Here is a 24,259-nt window from a genome sequence, read left to right as displayed (position 1 = left end):
GGGCGCTCCAGACGCACTTTACGCCCGGCGTTTCTCCTACAGCGTGCGGTTTACAAACGCTTAACAATAATTTTGAAGCCGGAGCAGTTTGCTGCCTTTGCACACGGCGTGCAACGCAAGCTTCCCCGGTCACAAAGTCTTTTTTGTTTTGCATTCCGACAACAGCTTGATATGGCAGATACATCTTTGCTCAGCGCCCCATCCAGTTCCGGGCTGCCATTACATGATGGCTTGTTCCGTTCCTTCTGGATGGCCGGCTACGAAGGCGCCGACCATGTGAACAGCGCGGGTTGCGCCCTGTCGATGAACGAGGCCAACCAGCACTGGCAGCAGCTGGACGCCGACTATGCCTTGCTGGCCCGCTTCGGCATTCGCACCGTGCGCGAGAGCATCGGCTGGCGCGTCACCGAGGCGCAGGGCGATGCCGGTTTCGAGCGCCTGCGCAGGCACGCGGAACTGGCCGAACAGCACGGCATCGAGGTGATCTGGACACTGATGCACTATGGCTGGCCGGCCGATATTGATTTACTGTCGCCTAGCTTTGTCGAGCGCTTTTCAGTGTTCAGCGAAAGAGTGGCGCGCACGCTGCGCAGCGTGTCAAGCGGCCGGCATTTCTACCAGCCGGTCAACGAAATTTCCTTTCTTTCCTGGGCGCTGTCATCGACCGGCCTGATGCGGCATGCCCGGCGCACCCTTTTTTCTTGCGACGGGCTGGCGGTGAAAACCCAGCTGGTGCGTGCCGCGCTGCGCGCCTGCGAGGCGATTGGCGGCATTGATCCGGCGGCGCGCTTCATGCACAGCGACCCGCTGATCCATGTCACGGCGTCGCCTGGCGCGCCCCCTGAAACCCTGGAGGCGGCGCGCTGCCACAGCGCCAGTGCCTTTGACGCCTGGGACATGCTGTGTGGCCGCGCCGAGCCGCAACTGGGCGGATCGCCCCGGCACCTGGACATCGTCGGGATCAACTACTACCACGACAACCAGTGGGCCGACCAGGGGCAGGGCGCCGAGCCCCTGCACTGGCACCTGCGCGACCCGCGCCGCAAGCCGCTGGGCGAACTGCTCGATGCCGTCTGGCAGCGCTACCGCGCGCCGATGCTGATGGCCGAGACCAGCCATGTAGGCGACGGCCGGGGGCACTGGCTTGACGACGTGGCCAGAGAAGTCAGCGTGTGCCGGGCGCGCGGCACGCCGCTTGAAGGCATCTGCCTCTACCCGGCCATCGACCGGCACGGCTGGGACGATTTTTCGCACTGGCACCGCAGCGGCCTGTGGGAAGTGAAAGCGACCCTTGACGCTGCCGTTCCTGCCTTGTCCAGACGCGTCCTGTGCCAGCCCTATGCCGAGCAGCTGCAGCGTTGGCAGCAGAAGTTACCCGGCGGTCCGCGGCCCACAGCGGAAGTTTCCAGCCTTTCCAATTCAATTATTTCCACGGAGTCCTCCATGCCGACCATCATTGTTTTTTCACACCTGCGCTGGAACTTTGTCTACCAGCGGCCGCAGCACCTGCTCTCGCGCCTGGCCCGGCACTACCGCATCGTTTTCATGGAAGAGCCGGTTCCCAACGGCCGCGATTTTCTGGAGCGGCTGTCGCCAGCGCTCAACATCGAAGTGCTGCGCCCGCATGTCGCAAGCAGCATTCCGGGCTTTCATGACGACCACCTGCCGGCGCTGCAAAGCCAGCTTGCCGACTACCTGCGCGATGAGGAGATCGACGATTACCTGGTCTGGTTCTACACCCCGATGGCCCTGCCGCTGGCTGCCGAGCTGCAGCCGCGCGCGGTGATCTACGACTGCATGGACGAGCTGGCGGCCTTCCTGCACGCGCCGCGCCAGTTGATCCAGCGAGAAAACGCGCTTTACCAGCTGGCCGACCTGGTGCTGACCGGCGGCCCGAGCCTGTACCGCTCCAAGCGCGAGCGCCACGGCAACGTGCACTGCTTTTCGAGCAGCGTCGATGCCGGGCATTTTGCGTCGGCGGCGCAGGGCAGCCTGCCTGACCATCCCGCGCAGGCCCACCTGCCGCAGCCCCGGCTGGGCTACTGCGGCGTGATCGACGAGCGCATTGACCTGGACCTGATTGCCGCCATGGCCGACGTGCATCCCGAGTGGCAGATCGTCATGGTCGGCCCGGTGGTCAAGATCAACCTTGAGAAGCTGCCGCAGCGCAGCAACATCCACTGGCTGGGCCAGCAGAGCTACGAAGACCTGCCGCAGTTCATGGCCGGCTGGAATGTCTGCCTGCTGCCGTTCGCGCTGAACGACGCCACGCGTTTTATCAGCCCGACCAAGACGCTCGAATACATGGCCGCCGGCCGCCCGTCGGTCAGCACCCGCATCCGCGACGTGGCCGAGCCCTATGGCCACGTCGTTGCCATCGCCGACACGCCGCTGGAGTTCATCGAGGCCTGCGAAGCCCTGCTGGTCGAATCCGCCGGGCAAGCAGCCAGCCGGCTAGCGCAGATGCAGACCATCGTGTCGGCAACCTCCTGGGATGCCACCGCCAAAGCGATCCATGCGCAGATCACTGCGCTGCCGGCGCGCAGTGACGCGGTCCGGGACGAGGCGGCCAATTCGGACTTTGCTCCCGCCCATGGGGAAGCGCGCGGCGCGGCGTTGCCTGCCCGGCCGCCTGTCCATTATTCGACCGTGGTGATTGGCGCAGGCCCGACCGGCCTGGCCGCGTCCTATCACCTGGGCAAAGGCAGCGTGCTGCTGGAAAAAGGCGACACCGTCGGCGGATGGTGCCGCTCCATCGTGGACAACGGGTTTACCTTCGACTATGCCGGCCACATCATGTTTTCCAACGACGCCTATGTGCTGGAGCTGTACAAGACGCTGCTCGGCGACAACGTCCACTGGCAAAACCGCGAAGCCTGGATCTACAGCAAGCAGGTTTACACCCGCTACCCGTTCCAGGGCGCGCTCTACGGCCTGCCGCCCGAAGTGCTCAAGGAGTGCCTGATCGGCGCGATTGAAGCGCGTTTCGGACCGATGAAAAAGGAAGCTCCCGGCCCTGCGATTTCCGCGCCTTCGGCATCGACCGCGACGGTGGTCAACGCCGCCGGGCGCGGCCCGGTGGCCGGCGTGATCGCCCCAGCGGCCCCCCGGAACTTCGAGGACTTCATCTACAAGGTCTGGGGCGCCGGCGTGGCCAGGCATTTCGCCATTCCCTACAACAAGAAGCTTTGGGCCGTGCCGCTCTACGAGATGGAAACCTCTTGGCTGGGCGGCCGCGTGCCCATGCCCGACCTGGAGGAAATGATCGACGGCGCCCTGAAGCCGGTGAACAAGCCGATGGGGCCGAACGCGCGCTTTGGCTATCCGCTCAAGGGCGGCTTCCAGGCGCTGATGGACGGCTTTTTGCCGCTGCTCGAAGGCGATGTCCAGATGCAGGCCGATGTCGTGGCGGTGTCGCCGTCGCGCCGCACGGTGACGTTGAAGGACGGCCGCAGCTACCGCTACGACACCCTCATCAGCACGCTGGCGCTGCCCCGGCTGGTCGAGGCGATGGGCGACGAGGCGCCGCCTTCGGTGCAGGCGGCGGCCAAAGGCCTGCGCCATGTGTCGGTGCGCTGCGTCAACCTGGGCATCGGCCGCGAGAACCTGACCGACAAGCACTGGATCTACTACCCCGAGGACACTGTTTTCCACCGCATCTTCGTGCAGGGCAACGCCAGCCCGCACTGCAACGCGCCCGGCGGCTTCGGCCTGACCTGCGAGATCACCTATTCGGAATACAAGCCGCTGCCCTGCGACGGCCAGGAACTGATCGACCGCTGCATCCGCGAGTGCATCGAGGTCGGCATGTTCACCGGGGACGATGCCATCCTGGCCGCCAACCAGGTGGACATGCCCTATGCCTACGTGGTCTATGACCATGACCGCGCCGCGCATGTCGAAACCATCCGCAACTGGGTCGCCCGGTCCAACATCATCCTGGCGGGCCGCTACAGCGAATGGGAGTACTACAACTCGGACCATGCCTTCGTGGCCGGCCGGAATGCGGCGGCGCAGGCCAGTGCGCTGAACGGGGAGCTGGCGGCCGACGCCCTGCCGGCCCGCAAGGCCATGGGGTCCAGGCCGGCGCATTGAGCCCTTGAACAGGGCAGGCTGGAACACGTCTAGGACGGAAAAAGCGGATAGCTTGCTAGGGTTTCAGTAGCTGCTTGTGCCCGTCCTGCCTGCGCAGACGGCCTGTTTTGTTCATGAACCGGCGCTTCCCCGGATTTGACCAGCGCGCCGGCGCGAACGCCCAGCAGTCGCAGCCTTTGCTCCAGCGGCACGCGCTTGAGGCATTGGCCGGCGATCTGGCGGATGGTCCGGGCATCGTCGGTATGGGCCGGCGCCGTCTGGTCACGCGTGGCAATCCTGAAGTCGTCGTAGCGCAGCTTGATGCCGATGGTCCTGGCGACATAGCCCTTGCGCTGCAAATCGCTGGCGACCTGCTCGCACAGCCGGGTGAAGATCGCGCCGAGCTCGGCCTTGTCGCGCACCGCATGCAGGTCGCGCTCGAACGTCGTTTCGCGGCTCATGCTGACCGGCTCGCTCTGCAGCACGACCGGGCTGTCGTCGCGGCCCCAGGCCACCTCGTGCATCCAGGCGCCGCTGGCCTTGCCGAACTGCTTGACCAGCAACTGCCGGTCCTGCGCGGCCAGCTCGCCGATGGTCTGTATGCCGAGCGCGGCCAGCTTTTCGCCCGCCTTGGGGCCGATGCCGTTGATCTTGCGCACGTTCAGCGGCCAGATGCGGCCTTGCAGGTCGGCTTCATGCACGATGGAAATGCCGTTGGGCTTGTCGAACTCGCTGGCCATCTTGGCCAGCAGCTTGTTGGGCGCCACGCCAATCGAGCAGGTCAGGCCGGTCTTTTCAAAAATCGCCCGCTGGATCAAGCGCGCCAGCGCCCGCCCGCCTTCGCGCTGGCCGCCGGGCACGTCGGTGAAGTCGATGTAGACCTCGTCGATGCCCCGGTCCTGCATCAAGGGCGCGACCTCGGCAATCGTGCTCTTGAACAGGCGCGAGAAGCGGCGGATCTCGTCGAAATCGACCGGCAGCACGATGGCCTGCGGGCACAGTTTGGCCGCCTTCATCAGGCCCATGGCCGAACCGATGTCGAACTGCCGCGCCGCATAGGTCGCGGTGGTGATGACGCCGCGGCCGACGTAATCCTTGAGCAGCGGGAATTCGGCCACCGGGATGAAGCGCAGCGCCCGCTCGCCGTGGCTGGCCATCAGCGCCTCATCGACGGTGCGCCGCCCGCCGCCAATCACCACCGGCAGGCCCTTGAGCTGCGGATAGCGCAGCAACTCGACGGAGGCGAAAAACGCGTCCATGTCGAGGTGGGCAATGCGCCGGGGCAGGGCGGGTGGGGCTGGCTTGGGAGTCACAGCCAGGATTGTGCCGTTGTTCGAGCGCCGCCTTTCATGGCGGACAGCCCTTGCGTCACGGTGTGCGAATGTCCTACAAGATTTTTTCCATGTCGGGGCCACTCTGCCAGCTTGACCAACCTTTTCAAGGAGATTGAGCCATGCCTTATATCGACGGATTTGTGGTTCCCGTGCCGGCGGGAAAGAAGGAGGCGTACCGCGCGATGGCTGCCAAAGGCGCGGAGCTTTTCAGGGAATTCGGCGCGACGCGCGTCGTGGAATGCTGGGGCGATGATTTACCTGACGGCAAGGTCACCGGCTTCAAGCTGGCCGTGAAAGCCGAGGGCGACGAGAACGTCGTGTTCTCGTGGATCGAGTGGCCTTCGAAAGCCGCGCGCGACGAGGGCAATGCCAAGGTCATGAAGGACCCGCGCATGCAGCAGTTCAAGGACATGCCGTTTGACGGCAAGCGGATGTTTTTTGGCGGCTTCGAGCCGCTGCTGGACACCCTATGACTGCCGGCCATGCCGATTGACGCTTGTCCACCAACCAGGAGATCACCATGCAGGTTCAAGCTTGTTTGAGTTTTGGCGGGCGCTGCGAGGAAGCGCTGGCGTTTTACAAAAAGGCCATCGGCGCCGAAATGACCATGGTCATGCGCTGGAATGAAAGCCCCGACCCGGCCATGAAGGCCCCGCCGGGGTGGGAAGAAAAAATCATGTATGCGGCTTTCAGGATTGGCGAGACCACGCTGATGGCCGACGATGGCATGGGAGAGCCGGAAAAAGCCGGGTTCAAGGGCATCATGCTTTCAGTCAACGTGCCGGACGACGCCGAGGCGAAACGTGTGTTTGACGCGCTGGGCGAGGGTGGAAAGATCAACATGCCCTTGTCAAAAACCTTCTGGACCTCTTCCTTCGGCATGCTGCACGACAGGTTCGGCGTGCCCTGGATGGTCAATGTCGAGGCTTGACGCGCGGTGAATCGGCGCTGTAACTGATGTGCTATTGATCTGATAGCTGCTTGCGCACGTCCTGCATGCGTCAGGGCTTGATTTGGCATGATTGGATACGTGCCTCGGACACCCATTTGTCATTGCGGGCTTGACCCGCAATCCATGATCCCGCATCGTGCAACGAAGGCCATGGGAAATGGATCCCGGATCAAGTCCGGGATGACTGCGGCATTGACTGACGCATGTCGTTAATCAGGTTGATTTGGCGGACAAAGGCAGTGCGCAAACCACATCGCGGAGGGTGTCGCCAGCTTCGTCGGGCGCAGGGGGTCACAATAACGGCACGCAAATTGCGCGTATGTCCCGTGCTTTTTCGTGCGGGCGGCGCAGCCCCCGTTGTTTGATTTTCCAAGAGGTGTTGTTGTGACCGTTCCTGTTGCCCTGTCCCGCCGTTCCATGCTCCACACCGCGCTGGGCGCCGCTGCCGCGCTGGCCCTGGCCAGCCCGCAGGCGCAGGCGCAAAAAGCCTGGCCGGCCAGGCCGATCCGCTGGATCGTCGCCTACCCGGCCGGCGGCGGCCAGGATTTCCTGGCGCGCCACCTGTCGGCGCAGATGGGCAGGCAGCTCGGCCAGTCCATCGTCATCGACAACCGCCCCGGCGCGGCCGGCATCATCGGCACCGACGCGGCGTCCAAGGCGCCGGCCGACGGCTACACCCTGGTGACGGGCGACAACGGCGCCATGGTGCTGAATCCCGCGCTGTACAGGAAGCTGCCCTACAGCCCCGACGACTTCACGCCGCTGGGCTACATGGCCGGTTTTCCCCTGATCCTGGTGGTCAACCCCGACAGCCCGTTCACCAGCGCGCGCCAGTGGCTGGCGGCGGTCAAGCGCTCGCCGGGCAGCTACAGCTATGCCTCGCCGGGCGCCGGCAGCCCGCACCACCTGGCGATGGAGCTGATCAAGGAGCGCACCGGCAGTTTCATCGTGCATGTTCCCTACCGGGGCACGGCCATGGCGATCCAGGACGTGATGGGCGGCCAGTTGCCAATGATGATCGTCGATACCGCCGGCGGCCTGGCGCAGATTCGCGCCGGCAAGGTGCGCGCGCTGGCGGTGCTGTCGCCCCGGCGCATTGCCGCCTTGCCCAACGTGCCGACGCTGGCCGAGTCCGGCGTGCCGAATTTCGAGGCGGTCGCGTGGCAGGGGCTGTTTGTTCCGAAAGGCACTCCGCCCGACATCGCGGCGCAGCTGTCGGCCGAGATGCAAAAGGCCATCCTGGTGCCTGAAGTCAAGGCCCGGCTGGAAGAGTTTGGCCTGGAAGTCGCGCCGTCCACCGGACCGCAGCTGGCCAGCTTCATCGCGCGTGAAACGAAGTTCTGGCACAAGCTGATCCGCGAACGCCACCTGTCGCTCGATTGAGGCGAAAGCCGCCAGTGCGCTCAAGCTGTGACGCTTGTCAACGATGGTGTCGGTTTGTAAACCGCTGCTGACATTCACCTGCTCCAGGTCCAGAATATTGTCCCTGTTCCCCCGGCAGCGCCATCTGCCAGCCGGGCGCGGCGATGGACAAGATGGACAAGATGGACAAGCAAGGGGAGCGCATCATGAAACGATGGGTCAAGTGGTCATTGGGCGCGCTGGGCGCGCTGATGGTGGCGGCTGCGGCCGCTGCCGTGGTAGGCACGCAACTGGCCGAGCGCAAGAGCCACCGCCAAGTCACGGTCAAGCTTCAGCCGGTCACCTGGGCCACCACGGTGGCCGCGCCCGATACGGGAACCCTGGCGCGCGGCAAGTACCTGTTTAATTCACGCGGCTGCGCCGAATGCCATGGCCTTGACGGCGCCGGGCGCGAGTTCATCAACGACGGCAAGGGGCTGCGCATGAAAGGCCCGAACATCTCGCCGGGCCCCGGCAGCGTGGTGGCGCGCTACACGCCCGAGGACTGGGAGCGCACCGTGCGCCATGGCGTCAAGCCCGATGGCCGGCCGGTGTTCATCATGCCGAGCGAAGACTACAACCAGTTCACGCAGGACGATCTCGGCGCCCTGGTGGCCTATGTCCGCAGCCTGCCGCCGGTCAGCGGAAGCGCCGCAGTGGTGGAGCTGCCCTTGCCCGTGAAGGTGATGTATGGCTATGGCGCGATTCAAGATGCGGCGCAAAAGATCGACCATTCGCTGCCGCCGCCCCGGCCGATTGCCGCCGGCGTGAATGCCGGGCACGGCGCCTATGTCGCCAACATGTGCATCGGCTGCCACGGCCCCGGCCTGTCCGGCGGCAAGATTCCGGGCACGCCGCCCGACTGGGCGCCGGCCGCCAACCTGACGCCGGGCGAGGGCAGCGCGCTGGCGCGCTACCCAAGCGCCGATGCGTTCGTTGCCATGCTGCGCAGCGGCAAGCGGCCCGATGGCACGGCCGTCACGGTGATGCCCTTCGAGTCGCTGCGCGAACTCGACGATGTCGATGCGAAAGCGGTGTACGCCTACCTCAAGACCGTTCCCGCCCGGCCCTTCGGCCAGCGCTGAACGGCGGCTGGCCTGGCGACGGCGGGGTCTGACAGCCAGCGGCCGCTTTCACCGACACCGCTGGCAGCCGCGTGCCTGAAGAATGGTCGGTTCAACCCTTTCAAGGAACACCCAGTCATGAACACCGTCACCACCGCCGACAAGACCGAGTTGTACGTCAAGGACTGGGGCAGCGGCCAGCCAGTCATCCTGCTGCACGGCTGGCCGCTGTCGGCCGACAGCTGGGACGACCAGGCGATGGCGCTGGTCGACGCCGGCTACCGCACGATTGCCTACGACCGCCGGGGTTTCGGCCGTTCCTCGCAGCCGTGGAGCGGCTACGACTACGACACGCTGGCCGACGACCTGGCCTCCGTGATCGAGCAGACCGGCGCGCAGGATGCGGTGCTGGCCGGCTTCTCGATGGGCGGCGGCGAGGTGGCGCGCTACCTGTCGCGCCACGGCGGCAGGTCGGTGGCCAAGGCGGTGCTGGTGTCCTCTGTCGTGCCCTTCATGCTCAAGACCGACGACAACCCCAAGGGCACGGCCAAGGCGGTGTTCGACAAGATGACCAAGGGTATGCAGGAAGACCGCGCCGAGTTCTTCGCCAAGTTCTTCGAGGATTTCTACGGCGTCGGCATGCTTTCCAGTCCAGTCAGCGACGAAGTCATCGAATGGTCGCGCCAGGTGGCGATGCAGGCCAGCCTGAAGGCCACGCTGGCCTGCGCTGCGTCCTTCGCCACCACCGATTTCCGGCCGGACCTGGCGGCGTTCAAGGTGCCGACGCTGATCATCCACGGCACCGGCGACAAGACCGTGCCCATCGACGCCGCCGGCCGGGCCGCCGCAAAGGGCATTGCCGGGTCAACGCTGCTGGAATACGAAGGCGCGGCGCATGGCCTGCTGGTCACTGAAAAAGAGCGCGTGACGCGCGACCTGCTCGACTTCCTCAAGCGCTGAGGTGGCCAGGGCGAATAGCTGTCGCCTTACAGGGCTTCGGTCAAGGGTTCCTGAAGTCGAACGTGCCCGGCAGCAGGATGCTTTTGTCCACCGTGTTGATGTCGGTGCGGCCGCAAAACGCCATGGTGATGTCGAGTTCCTTGTGGATGATCTGCAGCGCCTTGGTCACGCCGGCTTCGCCCATCGCGCCCAGGCCATAGACCATCGCCCGGCCAATCAGCGTGCCGCGCGCGCCCAGCGCCCAGGCCTTGAGCACGTCCTGGCCGGAACGGATGCCGCCGTCCATCCACACTTCAATGCTTGACCCCACGGCCTCGACGATCTCGGGCAGCGCCGAGATGCTCGACGGCGCGCCATCGAGCTGGCGGCCGCCGTGGTTGCTCACGACGATGGCGTCGGCGCCGCTCTGCACCGCCAGCCGGGCGTCTTCCACATCCTGGATGCCCTTGAGGATCAGCTTGCCACCCCATTTTTCCTTCACCCAGGCGACATCGGCCCAAGACAGGCGTGGATCGAACTGCTCGTTGGTCCAGGAGGCCAGTGAATTCATGTCGCTCACGCCCTTGACATGGCCGACCAGGTTGCCGAAAGTGTGGCGGCGCGTGCCGGCCATGCCCAGGCACCAGCGCGGCTTGGTCATCAGGTTGATGATGTTGGCCAGCGTCGGCCGGGGCGGCGCGGTCAGGCCGTTCTTCAGGTCCTTGTGGCGCTGGCCGATGACCTGCAGGTCCAGCGTCAGCACCAGCGCATTGCAGCCGGCGTTGCGGGTGCGCTCGATCATCGCGGCCATGGCCTCGCGGTCGCGCATCATGTAGAGCTGGAACCAGAAAGGCGCGGTGGTGTTGGCGGCGATGTCCTCGATCGAGCAGATGCTCATCGTCGAAAGAATGAAGGGAATGCCGAACTTCTCGGCCGCCTTGGCCGCCTTGATCTCGCCGTCGGCGTGCTGCATGCCGGTCAGGCCCACGGGCGCGATCGCCACCGGCATCTTCACGTCGATGCCGACCATCTTGGTGGCCGTCGTGCGGTTTTCCATGTTCACCGCGACGCGCTGGCGCAGCTTGATCTTCTGGAAATCAGCCTCGTTGGCGCGGTAGGTGCTTTCGGTCCACGAGCCGGAGTCGGCATAGTCGTAGAACATGCGGGGAACGCGTTTTTGCGCCATGACGCGCAGGTCTTCGATAGTGGTGATCACGGTCATTGGTCTTGTCTCCTGAAGCGCCTGATGCTAGCGGTTTGGGCGCGGTTGGCGAGTGAATAATTTTTTCGGGCTGGAAATTTATTTCAACTGGTCCGCAGGTGGCGCGGCTTCTGGCGGGCTTGACAAGGGCGGGGGCGGGCAACCTTGTTGATGCGCATCAGTGTTTGGCTTGCACAAGCTCTCACAATGAAATTGTCCCCCCATTTCAAAGTCCCTTCTTGCTGACAAGCTCCGGATTTCTTCCGACTCGTCCTGACTCCCTGATGCCTGAAAAACCGCGGCCTACCACCCTTGCGCAGTTACTCAAGGCGACGCAGACCTTGAAGTCGGAACCCGTCATCACGCTGGCGATGGACCTGGAGCAACTGGGCATACTCCATCCCCGCGAGATTCAGATGCTGGCCGATGAAGACCGGCAGTTGCTGCGCAGCCGGTCGGCCGAACTGGTCGATCACCTGCTGATGACAAACGAAGACCTGCACCATGCGCTGGCGCGTACCGCCGGCATTGTTGAGGTGGATGCCGCCCACTTCGTGCTGCCGCAGCGTACGTTCGATGTGCAGTTGCTGCGAAAAATGCGCGCCCATGACCTGCTGTTCCTGGGCGAAGCGGACGACACCATCTACATGGCGACCTGGTATCCCACCGACGAAACCATGCGCAACCGGCTGCGCAGCCTGACCAGCCGCAGCGTGCGCCTGGTCTGGGCCGACCGCGACGCGATTGCCGCGCGCCTCGAACGCATGGACCCCCAGGCGCCAATGAAGGCGCCCGAACACGACATGCTCCAGGCGCACCAGGCTTTCATCCGAAAAGCATCGAGCACGCCGCCCGCAGCCACCCATGCGGTGACCGTCCACGACGAGGACATGGCGCACCTGATGAGCGAAACCGTGCGGGCGCTGGCTTCAAAACAAGCGAAAAGCGATATGGACGACACGGAAGAATCCAGCGATTCGCCTAGCATGGTGCGCATGATCATGGACGCGCAGGCGCTGCATGCGTCGGACATTCACATCGAGACCAATCCCGGAGAGGAATTTACCCGTATCCGCCTGCGCCGCGACGGTGATCTGGAGCTGTACCAGAAGCTGCCGCCCACGCTGAGTTCTGCGATGGTGTCGCGCATCAAGATCATGGCCCGGCTCGATATTTCCGAGCACCGCAGGCCGCAGGACGGCAAGATCAACTTCAGCGAGTTCGGCGGCGAAGCGCTGGAATTGCGGGTGTCCATCATGCCCACGCACGACGGCATGGAAGACGTGGTGATGCGGCTGCTGGCCTCGTCCAAGCCGGTGCCGCTGGGCAAGCTGGGCCTGCAGCCGCGCGATGCCGAGGCGGTGGCGCGCATGTCGGCGCGCTCGTTCGGCCTGATCCTGGCCGCCGGCCCGACCGGATCGGGCAAGACGACCACGCTGCATTCGATGCTGGCCGAGATCAACATCGACGAGCGCAAGATATGGACCGCCGAGGATCCGATCGAAATCACCCAGCCCGGCCTGCGCCAGGTGCAGGTCAACCCGAAGATCGGGCTGACGTTTGCCAGCGCCATGCGCGGGTTCTTGCGGGCCGACCCGGACGTCATCATGATCGGCGAAATCCGCGACACCGAAACCGCCAGGATCGTGATTGAAGCGTCGCTGACCGGCCACCTGGTGCTGTCCACGCTGCACACCAACAGCGCCAGCGAAAGCGTCGTTCGCCTGCTCGACCTGGGCATGGACGCGATGAACTTCGCCGACTCGCTGGTCGGCATCATCGCGCAGCGGCTGGTTCGCTCGCTGTGCCCGCATTGCGCGCAAAAGGCGCCCCTGCCGGGCGCGCAATTTCCCGAGCTGGTCAAGGCGTACGTGCATGCCTCGCCCCCGAGCGGGGACGAAGGGCGCCAGCGCCTGCTCACGGCCGCCGGGCTTGGCTCGCCCGAAGAACTGACCCTCAAAGACGGCCGTTGGCTGCGAGCGCTGCGCTAGCAAGGGCTACAAGGGACGGATGGGCATTTACGAAATCCTGCAAAACAGCCCCTCGATACGCCTGCTGATCCAGCGCAACGCCCGGCCCACCGAGATGTACGACGAGGCAGTTCGCGCCGGCATGCGCAGCCTGCGCCATGACGCGCTGGAAAAATGCTTCCAGGGCCTGATCGACCTGCGCCAGCCGCGCCTGGCCTACTTGTAATAAAGCCAAGGCAAACTCAGGCGCAAGCCGGTTTTGAACCGTGCATGGGCTGGTCAATTGCTGATTCCTGCTGGAATTAGCCTGAATTGATATTTCATATATAAATACTAAAAGTAGTAAATAAGATGATGTTTACTACTTTTTACGCTGAATATTTTATAAAAAATAAGTAATATTTACATAAAATTACTTTGCTGACTTTATTCTGAGCGCAACTTTTACAGTTTTCCAGGTGCTTGACGATGTGCAGGTGTGTAAAGAAAAATTGTCGCTGTTCACGCCCTGGCCGCTTGCTGGCATCTCAACATTTGACAGCGTCCCATGCAATACCATCTGTAAAGCATTTCCATGAAAAACACGCTGAATATGTCGACGTCCTCCCTTGTACGCAAAGGAAAGATGGTTTGCCCGCAGTGCGGCGATCCTGCCACTCGCGTCAAAAGAAGCCTGCGGGACCGAATTACCAGTTTTCTTAACCCTGTCAAGCGCTACCGCTGTGATTTTTGTAACTGGACGGGAACTGTTCTCAAGGACAAGAGCGAGGGACATTCAGATCTCTCATGACGCCATGCGGGGCGACGCGTCAGTTGTGTCCTGCGTCATGCGACTGATTCCATTTTCACGTTGCTGAATTTTGAGCTTGCCGCACGCCGGCGCCGCGCACTTCAATCCGGATTTCGTCAACCACCTGCCCACGGGCATCAAGCAGCTGGACCACATGCCGGCCCGGCCAGGGCAGCCAGCGGACGTCTGTGCCGCGCGCAAACTCCCTGCCGTCCATGCGCCAGCGCAGGCCGTTCCCCTGGGCGCTGAATGTCAGGCGCTGGTGCGCCGGCGCAATGTCCGGGTCCAGCGCGATGATGCTTCCGGGTGCCGGCGCGGTGATGCGCGGCGGCGATGAATTATTCAAGCCTTTCAAGTGTTTTTGGCCTTTTGCGCTTGTCCTGTATGCGTTGGCAGCTCCTGAATCAATAGCAAAAAGCGATTGCTCGGTGCCCTGGATGAACCATTCGCTGCGCGTTGCTTCAAGCTGGTCGCCAAACGCGACACGGCTTTGCACCACGCCCGGCGGCGGCGCGGGCGCGCGGCTGGGGTCGGTCTGGTGCAGGTGCTTCATCAGCGCGGCCCACACGGGCGCGGCGCCGCTGGTGCCGCTCACATCCCACATTGGCGCGCCGCTGGCATTGCCGACCCACACGCCGACGGTGTAGCGCTGCGAAAACCCGATGGCCCAGTTGTCGCGCATGTCCTTGCTGGTGCCGGTTTTCACCGCCGACCAGAAGCGCGTCGCCAGGATGCTGTCGGTGCCGAAGGTGCGGGCGCGCGCCAGCGGGTCAGCCAGGATGTCGGTGACGATGAAGGCGGCGCGCGCATCCAGCGCGGGCCTGGACGCGGGCTGGGGCTGGCGCACCAGCGACGTGACGCTGAAGCGCCCGCCATTGGCCAGCGTGCGGTAGGCGTTGGCCAGCGACAGCAGCGACACCTCGGCGCTGCCCAGCGCCAGGCTGTAGCCGTAATAGTCGCCCGACTCCGCCAGCGGCAGGCCGACCGCGCGCAGCTGCCGGGCAAATGCGTCGGGCGACACCATCACCAGCGTGCGCACGGCCGGCACGTTGAGCGATGCGGCCAGCGCCGTGCGGCCAGAGACCAGGCCCTTGAACTGGCGGTCGTAGTTTTGCGGAATGTACAGGCCGCCCGCCGTGGGGATTTGCGCCGACGAATCCTCCAGCAGCGAAGCCGCAGTGATGCGGCGTTCGGCGATGGCCTGCGCATACAAAAAAGGCTTGAGCGTCGAGCCCGGCTGGCGCAGCGCCAGCACGCCGTCCACTTCTGCGGCGGCGCTCAGGTCGCCCGACGAACCCACCCAGGCCAGCACCTCGCCGCTGGCGTTGTCGAGCACGACGATGGCGCCATCCTCGACATGGCGGCCGCGCAGCTCGCGCAGGTGCTGGCGCAGGGTTTGCACCGCGAAGCGCTGCAGCGGCGCGCGCAGGGTTGAACGCGCCTGGCCTGCGCGCACCAGCTGGCGCGCGGCGTGCGGCGCCATGCCTTCGCTGGCCTGAAAATCCCGGCGCTGCAGCGCGCCCGTGGCGAACAGGTCCAGTGCGACGCAGTCGATCCTGGCGCCCGGCTGCATCAGTTTGAGCACGCCGCAGGCGCGCTGCGCCACCTGCGCTGGGCGGGCATTGGGCGCCCGCACCAGCGCGCCAGCGACGGCGGCCTCGCGCTCGTCCAGCCCGTGCGCGGCCTTGCCGAACAGCGTGCGGCTCAGCGCATCGATGCCGACCAGCTCGCCGCGAAACGGCACCAGGTTCAGGTAAGCCTCCAGGATCTGGTCCTTGCGCCAGCGCTGCTCCAGCAACTGGGCCGAAAAGGTCTGGCCGATTTTCTGCGTGATGCTGCGGCCCCGCGTTCCGGCGCGCAACTCCGGGTCCAGCAGCCCGGCCAGCTGCATGCTGAGCGTGGACGCGCCGCGCGTCCTGGTGTTCCACAGGTTGGCCCAGGCCGCGCCGGACACGGCGCGCCAGTCCACGCCGCTGTGCTCGTAAAAGCGTTTGTCTTCGCTCAGCACCAGCGCGGTGCGCAGGGCCGGCGAGATGTCAGCCAGGGCGACCCACTGGCCGCGCCGCACGCTGGCATCTAGGCGCACGCGCTGGAGCAATTCGCCATGGCGGTCGAGAACCAAGGTGTCGGACGGATGAAAGTCCTGCTTTACTTGCTCAAAAGTGGCTGCCCCGCAGGTGTACAGGGCGCAGGCAGCTGTTAAAAAAATAGCAAAAGTGCTTTGGAGGAAAAAACTTCTTTCAAGGCAGGTGACCCGTGGCCATCCAGTGCTGGGCTTCATGCAAACCTCGGGCTGGCGACAGTCACAGCAGCGGCTCGGTATGGCCCGGCGCGCGGTTCAGCAACTGAGTCTGCTGGTTCAGGCTGACCGAGCGGTAGCGCTCGTAGTGGCGCAGGATGTCCACGATGATTTCCTCCGTCCGCAGGTACTGGATGTCGTAGCCCTGGCGGCCGTCCTCGAAGAAGGTCATCGGCTCGAACACCTGGTCGCGCTCGGTCTCGCGCGCCGCTTCGCGCACCATGAACACCGGCACCGCGCGGCTGACAGCCTTGACGCCATAGACAAAATCGCGCAGCGTCGGGTCGGGGATCGTCAGGCGCAGCATGCCTTCGGCCAGATCGTTCTCGTGAACGCTGGCGGCCACGCCGCGCTGGCCCATCTCGCGCGCCACGTCGCGCATGGCCTGCAGCACGCTGGTCTGCATGAAGTTCAGCACGTCCTGGCGGGTGGACTGGTGCACGATCTGCTCCAGCCGTTTGCGCCAGTGCTGTCCGCTCCAGAAGTTGGTGGCGGGCGCCAGGTCTTGCGTCGAATGCGCCACGTCGGCCTGCAGGCCGCGCCACAGCCCATAGCACAGCGCCAGCATGATGACTGCCACCGGCAATGCGGCCACCAGCGTCATGGCCTGCAGCGCGCCCAGCCCGCCGGCCAGCAGCAGCACGGCGGCGGTCACGCCCAGCACCGCCGCCCAGAACAGTCGCTGCCAGACCGGCGAGCGTGGGTTGCCGCGCGAGGCAATCGCATCGACGACAAAGGCGCCGGAGTCGGCCGAGGTGACAAAAAACACGCCAATCAGCAAAATCGCCAGCCACGACACCGGCACGGTCAGCGGCAAAAAGTCAAAAAAGCGGAACAGCAGCGCATCGACATTGCCCACGGTCTGCGCCAGCGCGCCCTGCGCCACATGCGTGTCGATCCAGATGGCGCCGTTGCCAAACGCTGTCATCCACAGCAGGTTGAAGGCTGTCGGCACCAGCAGCACGCCGATGATGAACTGGCGAATCGTCCGGCCGCGCGAGATGCGCGCAATGAACATGCCGACAAACGGCGACCAGGAAATCCACCAGGCCCAGTAGAGGATGGTCCAGCCGCCAAACCAGCCTTCGTCGCGCGTCGGCTCATAGACAAAGGTGCGCAGCGACATGTTGGCCAAGCTGGACAGGTAGCCGCCAATGTTTTCGCTGAGCGCCTGGAACAGGTAAACGGTCGGCCCGGTGATGATGACAAAGCCCAGCAGCAAGAACGACAGCGACAGGTTGAACTCGCTCAGCCGGCGCACGCCCTTGTCCAGCCCGCTGACCGCCGAGATGCCGGCCAGCGCCACCACCACGACGATGATGCCGATGCGAAAGGCGTTGGTCGAGGTGTCCCAGCCGCCGACCTTGTTCAGCCCCGCCGCGAGCTGCAGCGCGCCGTAGCCCAGCGTGGTGGCAATGCCGGCAATGGTGCCGACCAGCGCAAAGGCATCGACGCCGTGGCCGATCGGGCCGTTGATGCGTTCCTTGAGCAGCGGGTACAGGCCCGAGCGCAATGTCAGCGGCAGGTTGTAGCGAAAACCGAAGTAGGCCAGCACCAGGCCCATGGTGCCGTACACCGCCCAGGCGTGAAAGCCCCAGTGGAAAAACGTCACCTGCAGCGCCTCTTTCGCCGCTGCCGGCGTGCCGCCGATTTGCGTCGGCGGCTTGAGGTAGTGCTGCAGCGGCTCGCCCACGCCAAAGTACATCAGGCCAATGCCCATGCCGGCGGCAAACAGCATGGCCGTCCAGGACAGGAAGTTGAACTCGGGCAGGGCGTCATCGGGGCCGAGCCGGATGTCGCCAAAGCGGCTGGCCGCCACCATCAGCAGGAACACCAGGAAGACCGTGACCGCGCTGGTGTAGAACCAGTCAAAGTGGCTGACCACCCAGCTTTGCGCACCCGAAAAAAACAGGTCGGCGCGCTGCGGGAACATGCCGCAAAAAACCAGCAGGCCGCCCAGCACCAGCAGCGCCGGCACGACGACCTGCGGCACCAGCGTGGTCAGCGTGGTCAGCGGCGCGCGCGCCGGCTCGGCAGAAGGGGGCGAGTTGCCAGAACCAGCGGAAGGCGTGGAAGAAGGGTCTTGCATGCGGTGGACTCCTTGGATGGGCTCAATCGCAGACCGGCTCCAAACGCCTTGCGCAGCAGGGGCAAGCCGGGGGCGGTAAGGTGCAGGCGAATCGGATATGCGGCGGATGGTACGCCTTGCGCCGGCCCAAACGTGTCGGTCAATGGCTATTTCGCCGCCTCCACTTTCACCCGCGCATTGGGCGCCTCGCCAAACATCTCCGGCGCATACAGCGCTTCGACGCGGCTGGGCGGCAGGGCGAAGCTGCCGACGTTGTTCAGGCGCACGGTGTAGCTGGTCTGCACTTCGCCCCTGGGCAGGTATTCGTAATAGCTGCGGAAGGACTCGAAGCTGCGCTCCTCGAACGCTGGCCAGCCTGCGCCGGTCTTTTTCTCGCCGCTGGTGGCGATTTGCGAATCGCGGCCCAAACCCGTTCCAGCGCCGCCCAAAATCGTCGCGCCGCCGGGAACCGGATCGGTGATGGCGACCCAGCTCATGTCGGCCGAGGCGTTGACCTTGAGCGTGATGCGCAGCACGTCGCCGCGCGTGTACTGGCCCTTCACCGCCTGCTCGACCGGCGTGATGGTCTTGCTGATCTGGTAGCCGGCGCTGAACGGGGCCTTGAGTTGCACGGCGGCCAGCGACTGCAGCGTGAGCCAGGGCTTGCCGCTGCCCGCATGCGTGACCGTCAGCGTGTCCTTCGCCGCGCTGCCCCACGGCAAAAACAGGGTGTTGTTGCGCAGCATGCCGGGTGCGGCGGGGGCGCCGAAGAAGCTTGCCGGGTGCGCGGCGCCCGACGCATCTGCGGCGGTGATGCGTTCGACCTTGCCCCAGTCCACGCTGGCGGTTTTGGCCGGCGCACTGGCCAGCGCCGCCTGGGTGATACCCGTCACCGGCACGGCTTCAAACTTCGCCGAGAACCTGTCGAGCGCCAGCCCGCCCCAGAGGTTGGCCGTGGTGGTGTGCCACGCGCCTTTTTGCTGGCGCGCGATGAAGCCGCTGGCCAGCCGGGGCAGAGCGTCCTTCCAAGCCGCATCGTCCATCACGGCCAGCATCAGGCGCGCGGTGTTGACATCGCCGTTGACCATCAGCCACCACCAGTAGTCGTCCTTTTCGGTGCTGAAGACCAGCTTGGTGCCCTGGTAGGACAGGCGCGATTTCAGAATCTGGCCAGCTTCGAGCAGCCGCTGCTCGCGCTGCGGCACATCGGCCACGCGTTTGAGGATGTTCAGCCAGTCGATCACCGCATGCGTCGGCCACTGGTTCGGTGCAATCGTGATGCTGCCTAGCATGCGGCCCTGCGCCTTGCCGGTGCGCGACAGCGCTTCGAGCGCGGCCAGCTTGCGCACGTCCAGGTCCTTGCGCGGGCTCCAGAAGTCGCGCTGGATGCGGCCTTCGACGAAGGCGGTCAAGCCGCGCTCCATCGCCGCGCGCGTCTCGTCGGGCAGGGCAAACGCCGGGTTGATGCCGGATGCTTCGTGCGTAGCGGCCAGCAGGTAGGCGGTCAGCGTGTCGCTGCCGCGCGCGGCGTCGCCGTCACGCGGCGGGAAGTAGCTGGCCAGGCCGTCGCTGTCGAGGTAGCCGGGCAGCTGGGCCACCACGGCTTGCCACAGCTTGCTGTCGCGCAGGCCGATCGCCTTGCTGGTCCGCTGCTCCAGGCAGGCGAAGGGGTAGCGCGCAAACCAGTCGCGCACGCCGTCCAGTCCCTCGGCGAGCTTGGGTTGCAGCGACATCTTCATTCCGCCTCTTATTGTCCCGTTCTCGGGCAGGGCGTCCAACGGCGGGTTCACGTCGAGCCTGAAGCTGCCATCGACCTGCACCAGCGTGGCTTGCTGCACCGTCAGCGGAACGGCGGGAAGCAGGCGCTGGCTGGCCTTCAGGCCGTCGCGCGCGCCGCTCAGCGTGTCTTTCGCCTGGATGTCCCACACGATGGCTTCCGTGCGGCTCAAGCCGGGCTGCGCCGGGGCCATGACGTTCCAGGTGACTTCGCGCGCTTCGCCGGCCGGAATATCGACCGTCTGCGGCTGGAGGTCGAGCAGCGTCGCGCGCGGGCTGACCTCGACCTTCATAGCCGCCTTGGTCGTGTTGCGCAGTGTGACCTGCGCGCGGAAGTCGTCGCCCTCGCGCACCAGCGGCGGCAATCCGCTGATGACCTGCAAGTCCTGCGTGGCCTGGATCGTCGTCTGGCCGGTGCCGAAGAAGCCAGTGGATGCATCGGCCACGGCGACGATGCGAAAGGTCGTCAGCGCATCGTTGAGCGGCACGCTCACCACCGCCTGGCCCTGGGCGTCGAGCTGGACCTTCGGTTTCCACAGCAGCAGCGTGTCGAGCAGTTCGCGCGTGTTGCCGCGCCCGCCGCCGCCGCCCGCCGCCACGGCCTTGCGGCCGTAATGCCGGCGGCCGATGATTTCCATCTGCGCGGTGGAAGTTTCCACGCCCCAGGCGCGGCGCTGCAGCATCGCGTCCAGCAGGTTCCAACTGGTGTTGGGCATCAGTTCCAGCAGCGCCTCATCGACGGCGGCCAGCGCCACTTCGGCATTCGCGGCGGGCTGGCCGCCGGGCAGCTTGACCTGAATCGTCACCTGCGCCTGGCCGCGCACCGGGTAGCTGTTTTTGTCGGCTTTCACGCTCACATCGAGCTGGTGCGCTTTCGTGCCGACGCGGATTTCAGCCAGCCCGAGGCGAAAGGCGGGCTTGCTCAAATCCACCAGCGCGGTCGGCGCCACGTATTCACGGCCTTCGTACCAGAACGAGGTCCACCATTCGCGCGGCGCCTTGAAGCCCCAGGTGAAAAAGCTGTACCACGGCACGTCGCGCAGCCGCCCGCGCATTGCCAGCACGCTGACGTACACGTTCGGCCCCCAGCCTTCCTTCACCTGCAGGCGCACGGTCGGGTCCTGGCCGTTGAGTTGCACCACCTGCGTCTCGATGATGCCTTCACGCTCAATCGACACCAGCGCGGTGGCGAAGCGAAACGGCATGCGCACCTGGAACACGGCGGTCTCGCCGGGCTGGTAGCTTTTCTTCTCGGGCAGCACGTCCATGCGGTCGTGGTTGTCGCCGCCAAACCAGAGTTCGCCCTGACGCGTGACATAGACCGAACTGGCCGCCTGGATGCTGCGGCCGTCCTTGTCTTTTGCCGTCACGACCAGTTCGACCTCGCCGGGTTCGCCCAGCGTGGCCTCGCAAAGCAGCAGGCCGCGCGCGTCGCTCTTGCCGCTGCAGACCAGGCCCAGGTCCTTGAAGCTGGTCTGGTTGTCGTAGGCATAGAAGCCGCCGACCATGCGCTTGCGGCTGGTGGTGACAATGCGGGCGACGGCCTTCACGTCGAGCGCCACGCCGGTAGCGGGTTTGCCGGCCAAGTCCAAAGCCAACGCCTGGAATTTGATCTTCTGGCTGCTCGATGCCCATCCTTCGGTCTTGAGGCCGGCCACCACATTGGCGGGCCAGAGCGTCGAGACGCTGCGCAGCGTCTGCACTTCGCCGTTCGGGTCGGCATAGCTGGCTTCGAGCAGCAGTTCCTGCGCCTGTTTCGTGGCAGGCACGTCGGGAATGGTGAGCTTGCCCGCGCCGTTGCGGTCCAGCGTGAGCGGCAGCTTGTCGGCGACCACGCGCTGGTCCTGCGACGCGCTGGCTTCTTCCTCGCCTTGCGCGTTTTCAAGGCGCACGGCGCGCGGCGGCGAGAAGCTGAATTCCTCGTAGTCGCTGAAGCGCAGCGTCTTGCCGCGCACCAGCGCCGACACGCGCACCGGCAGGTTCACGGCCGGCCCGCCTGCGACGTAGCTGACCTGCACATCGGCAGGCACCGCCTTGACGTTGACCAGCGGCTGCTGGTCGGCCGGCGTGATGCGTCCGGCCAGCACCGGCAGGCGGAATTCCTCGACGCGGAACTGGCCGCTGCTCAAGGTTTCTTCCTGGTTGCCGTCGCTGGTCTGGCGCAGGCCCTTGAGCTGCACGTCGTACACGCCGAGCTTGGCGGCCGGTGGAATCGAAAAGCTGCTTTCCGCGCTCAGCCCGCCGGTGGCGGTCTTGCGCCACGCCACGGCTTGCGTGGTCTGCTGGCCGCTGCCGCTGTGCGTGATGACCAGCGTGGCCTGCTGCAGGTCGGGCAGGCCGAAACCCTGGCTGGTTTGCGTACGCAGCAGGTGTTTCATCGACACCGTTTCACCTGCCCGGAACAAGGTGCGGTCAAAGATCGTGTGGACACGCGTGTCAGGCACCGGGTCGCTGCTGGTCGGCACGTTGAAGCGCCAGGGCTCGATGCCCTTGTGCCAGTCGCTCCAGGTAAAGCTCATGTCCTCCACCTCGCCTGCCGTGGCGCGGGCGCTGACAAAGTAGGCATTGCCGCCTTCGTCGCCCGAGCAGCGCGGCGGCTCGGACGACAGGCCGGTGAAGCGCGCAATGCCTTGCCCGTCTGTCGTGGCTTTCGTCAGCTCGACGCCCTGGCAGCTGGACACGCGCACCACGGCGCCGGCCACGGGCGCGCCCTTGTCGAGCGAGGTGACCCAGGCCAGCGCGTTGTCGCGGCCGAGCTTGAAGTGAACGCCCAGGTTGGTGACCAGCGCAGACGTGCGCACGTACATGGTGCGGCTGGCGCCGTGGCGCTCGTCCAGCAGCGACGCGCCGAGTTTTTGCGAGGCGATCTCGACCACATGGAAACCGGGCGACAGCGGGATGCCGACGACTTCGAACGGCCTCGGATCGTTGCCGGCCGGCTGGGGCAGGTCCAGCGTCTTCACGCCCGGCTGGCCGCCGAGCAGCGACACCATGCGCGACTGCACGACATCCCTTTCGCTGGCCTCCAGCGCCCTGGGCAGCTGGGTCTTGCTGTCGGCGGCAGCCAGCTTGCGTTCCACCTGGTAACGGTCATAGCGCTGCACCTTGCGGAACCAGGCCACGATGTCGGCATCGCTTCTGGGTTGCAGGTCGCTGACCTGGCCGGCTGCCAGCGCCTTGACCTGCAGGGCGGCCTCGACATTGCGCAGCGTGACCGGCAGCAGCGCCGGGTCGCCGGGTTCGGCAAAGCGCTCCAGGATGCCGAAGGGCGAAGCCGCGAACCTGGCCAGCGGCGGCATGGCGCCAGTCGCCACCTTCATCGGGAAACTGCCGGCATTGGCAAGCAGGCGGCCCGAGGCGTCCTTGAAGCCTGCGGGCAGTTCCAGCGTGAACTGGCCCAGCTCTGCAAACAGCGGCTTGAAACTGATGCCCGTGACCAGGCTGTCGCCATCGCCTGCGCTTGAATCAAATACCGGCTTGAATTCGCTGCTGGCGGACTTCAGGCGAATCGCTTCGGCCAGCCTGCGCGCCACCGGCGCATTGAAGTTCAGCCGCATGGCGCGAACCGGCAGGCACGCCGACTGGGCGTTTTCACGCTCGCAGCTGAAGCTGGCGGAGAACGGCTCGCGCACGGTGAAGTCGTAGCGCTTCTCGACCGAGTTGGGGATGCCGCCGGGCGTGCGCACGCCTTTGCCGTAGACCAGCTGGATTTTGGCTGCAGGCGTCAGCCGGCGGTTGCAAGCCAGCGTGGCAACCCTTAGCGGCTCTTTGGCGGCGGCCTTGTCCAGGTTTTGCGATTTCAGCAGCGCGTCGCGCTCGGCGCCGTCGATCAGCCGCACCGGCACGCGCTCGCCCAGGCCTTCGACGCTGCACCAGACGTTTTGCAAAATGCTGGCCGTGGTCGCCGGCCCATTGAGTTCCAGCACGAAGTACTGCTCCTCGTCGATGTGCTGGTAGCGGCCGGGGCGCAGGTTTTGAATGAAAGGCCCGCCGCTATTGAATTTATAGCTGCTTGCGCCCGCCAGCAGTGCGGAAGAGGGCGATTTGAAGCTTGAAACAGGGCTGACGGTGCAACTTGTCCCCGGCGGCAGGTCCTTGTCGAACTCGAAAATCCATTCCCGGTCACTGGTCCAGCGGCCCGCGCCCCTGGCGGCCTGCGCGTCGCTGCAGTTCACCGCCAGCGGCGCGGGCGCTTTCGGGTCGCCGAAGTTGACCGCCGCGTTGTCGAATCTGGCGACCACTTGCCGGATCTGCGCTACCTCGCCTTGCGGTGAAAGACTAAGGATTTGCAGCGCCTGCGCCTGCAAGGCGGCAGTGGCTGACAGCGCCATGATGATTGCGGGAACGATGCTGTCCACGTTGACTCCTTGTCTGGCGCTTGAGCGTAGCCG

The 24,259-nt window shown here is 65.2% G+C and carries 14 protein-coding genes; 8 read left to right on the top strand and 6 right to left on the bottom strand.

Features of this window, described 5'->3' with window-relative positions; translation table 11 throughout:
• Positions 1–231 precede the first annotated feature (231 nt).
• Entirely contained in the window at positions 232–4,095 is a 3,864-nt protein-coding gene (locus EC86_RS0110455) for an NAD(P)-binding protein (protein ID WP_232229858.1), read from the top strand.
• A 29-nt stretch (positions 4,096–4,124) separates the two neighbouring features.
• On the opposite strand, the gene EC86_RS0110450 is transcribed toward EC86_RS0110455, so the two are convergent.
• Positions 4,125–5,333: a Y-family DNA polymerase gene (locus tag EC86_RS0110450; RefSeq protein WP_051675844.1), complete on the bottom strand. Its 1,209-nt coding sequence runs from the start codon at positions 5,331–5,333 to the stop codon at positions 4,125–4,127.
• Between the two features lie 194 nt (positions 5,334–5,527).
• Here EC86_RS0110450 and EC86_RS0110445 point away from each other — a divergent pair, with 194 nt between their 5' ends.
• From EC86_RS0110445 to EC86_RS0110425, 5 genes are all read left to right on the top strand, one after another.
• Complete coding sequence (locus EC86_RS0110445) at positions 5,528–5,881, top strand: DUF1428 domain-containing protein (protein WP_029525585.1); 354 nt, start codon at positions 5,528–5,530, stop codon at positions 5,879–5,881.
• Positions 5,882–5,928: 47 nt separating this feature from the next.
• Complete coding sequence (locus tag EC86_RS0110440; protein WP_029525584.1) at positions 5,929–6,339, top strand: VOC family protein; 411 nt, start codon at positions 5,929–5,931, stop codon at positions 6,337–6,339.
• Between the two features lie 405 nt (positions 6,340–6,744).
• A complete protein-coding gene (locus tag EC86_RS0110435) occupies positions 6,745–7,743 on the top strand; it encodes a Bug family tripartite tricarboxylate transporter substrate binding protein (protein WP_232229857.1) in 999 nt (332 codons plus the stop codon).
• A gap of 185 nt (positions 7,744–7,928) precedes the next feature.
• The gene (locus tag EC86_RS0110430; protein ID WP_029525582.1) at positions 7,929–8,846 is read left to right on the top strand and encodes a c-type cytochrome; all 918 of its coding nucleotides are present in this window, start codon (positions 7,929–7,931) and stop codon (positions 8,844–8,846) included.
• A gap of 117 nt (positions 8,847–8,963) precedes the next feature.
• Positions 8,964–9,785 carry an alpha/beta fold hydrolase gene (locus EC86_RS0110425; protein WP_029525581.1) on the top strand — a complete coding sequence of 274 codons (822 nt, stop codon included), beginning with the start codon at positions 8,964–8,966 and terminating at the stop codon, positions 9,783–9,785.
• Positions 9,786–9,825: 40 nt separating this feature from the next.
• Here the strand turns inward: EC86_RS0110425 and EC86_RS0110420 are convergent, their stop codons facing one another.
• Positions 9,826–10,986, bottom strand: coding sequence for an alpha-hydroxy acid oxidase (locus EC86_RS0110420; protein ID WP_029525580.1), 1,161 nt, complete (start codon positions 10,984–10,986; stop codon positions 9,826–9,828).
• 263 nt (positions 10,987–11,249) lie between these two features.
• Between EC86_RS0110420 and EC86_RS27020 the strand changes: the two genes are divergently transcribed.
• Positions 11,250–12,956, top strand: a complete 1,707-nt coding sequence (locus tag EC86_RS27020; protein WP_051675842.1) for a GspE/PulE family protein — start codon at positions 11,250–11,252, stop codon at positions 12,954–12,956.
• A 19-nt stretch (positions 12,957–12,975) separates the two neighbouring features.
• Positions 12,976–13,161 (top strand): hypothetical protein, encoded by a 186-nt coding sequence (locus tag EC86_RS29890; protein WP_051675839.1) that lies wholly within the window; start codon positions 12,976–12,978, stop codon positions 13,159–13,161.
• A 186-nt stretch (positions 13,162–13,347) separates the two neighbouring features.
• On the opposite strand, the gene EC86_RS28765 is transcribed toward EC86_RS29890, so the two are convergent.
• The 4 genes from EC86_RS28765 to EC86_RS0110400 all read right to left on the bottom strand — a co-directional run bounded on the left by EC86_RS28765 (position 13,348) and on the right by EC86_RS0110400 (position 24,199).
• Positions 13,348–13,710: a hypothetical protein gene (locus tag EC86_RS28765; protein ID WP_156955289.1), complete on the bottom strand. Its 363-nt coding sequence runs from the start codon at positions 13,708–13,710 to the stop codon at positions 13,348–13,350.
• Between the two features lie 70 nt (positions 13,711–13,780).
• Positions 13,781–16,006, bottom strand: a complete 2,226-nt coding sequence (gene pbpC, locus EC86_RS0110410; protein WP_051675838.1) for a penicillin-binding protein 1C — start codon at positions 16,004–16,006, stop codon at positions 13,781–13,783.
• Positions 16,007–16,028: 22 nt separating this feature from the next.
• Complete coding sequence (locus EC86_RS0110405; protein ID WP_051675836.1) at positions 16,029–18,113, bottom strand: BCCT family transporter; 2,085 nt, start codon at positions 18,111–18,113, stop codon at positions 16,029–16,031.
• Positions 18,114–18,259: 146 nt separating this feature from the next.
• Positions 18,260–24,199, bottom strand: a complete 5,940-nt coding sequence (locus EC86_RS0110400) for an alpha-2-macroglobulin family protein (RefSeq protein WP_029525577.1) — start codon at positions 24,197–24,199, stop codon at positions 18,260–18,262.
• Positions 24,200–24,259 lie beyond the last annotated feature (60 nt).

Source organism: Polaromonas glacialis (assembly GCF_000709345.1).
Classification (GTDB): Bacteria; Pseudomonadota; Gammaproteobacteria; order Burkholderiales; family Burkholderiaceae_C; genus Polaromonas; species Polaromonas glacialis.
The sequence above is the reverse complement of the archived record's forward strand: the minus strand, read 5'-3'. Positions and strand labels throughout refer to the sequence as shown.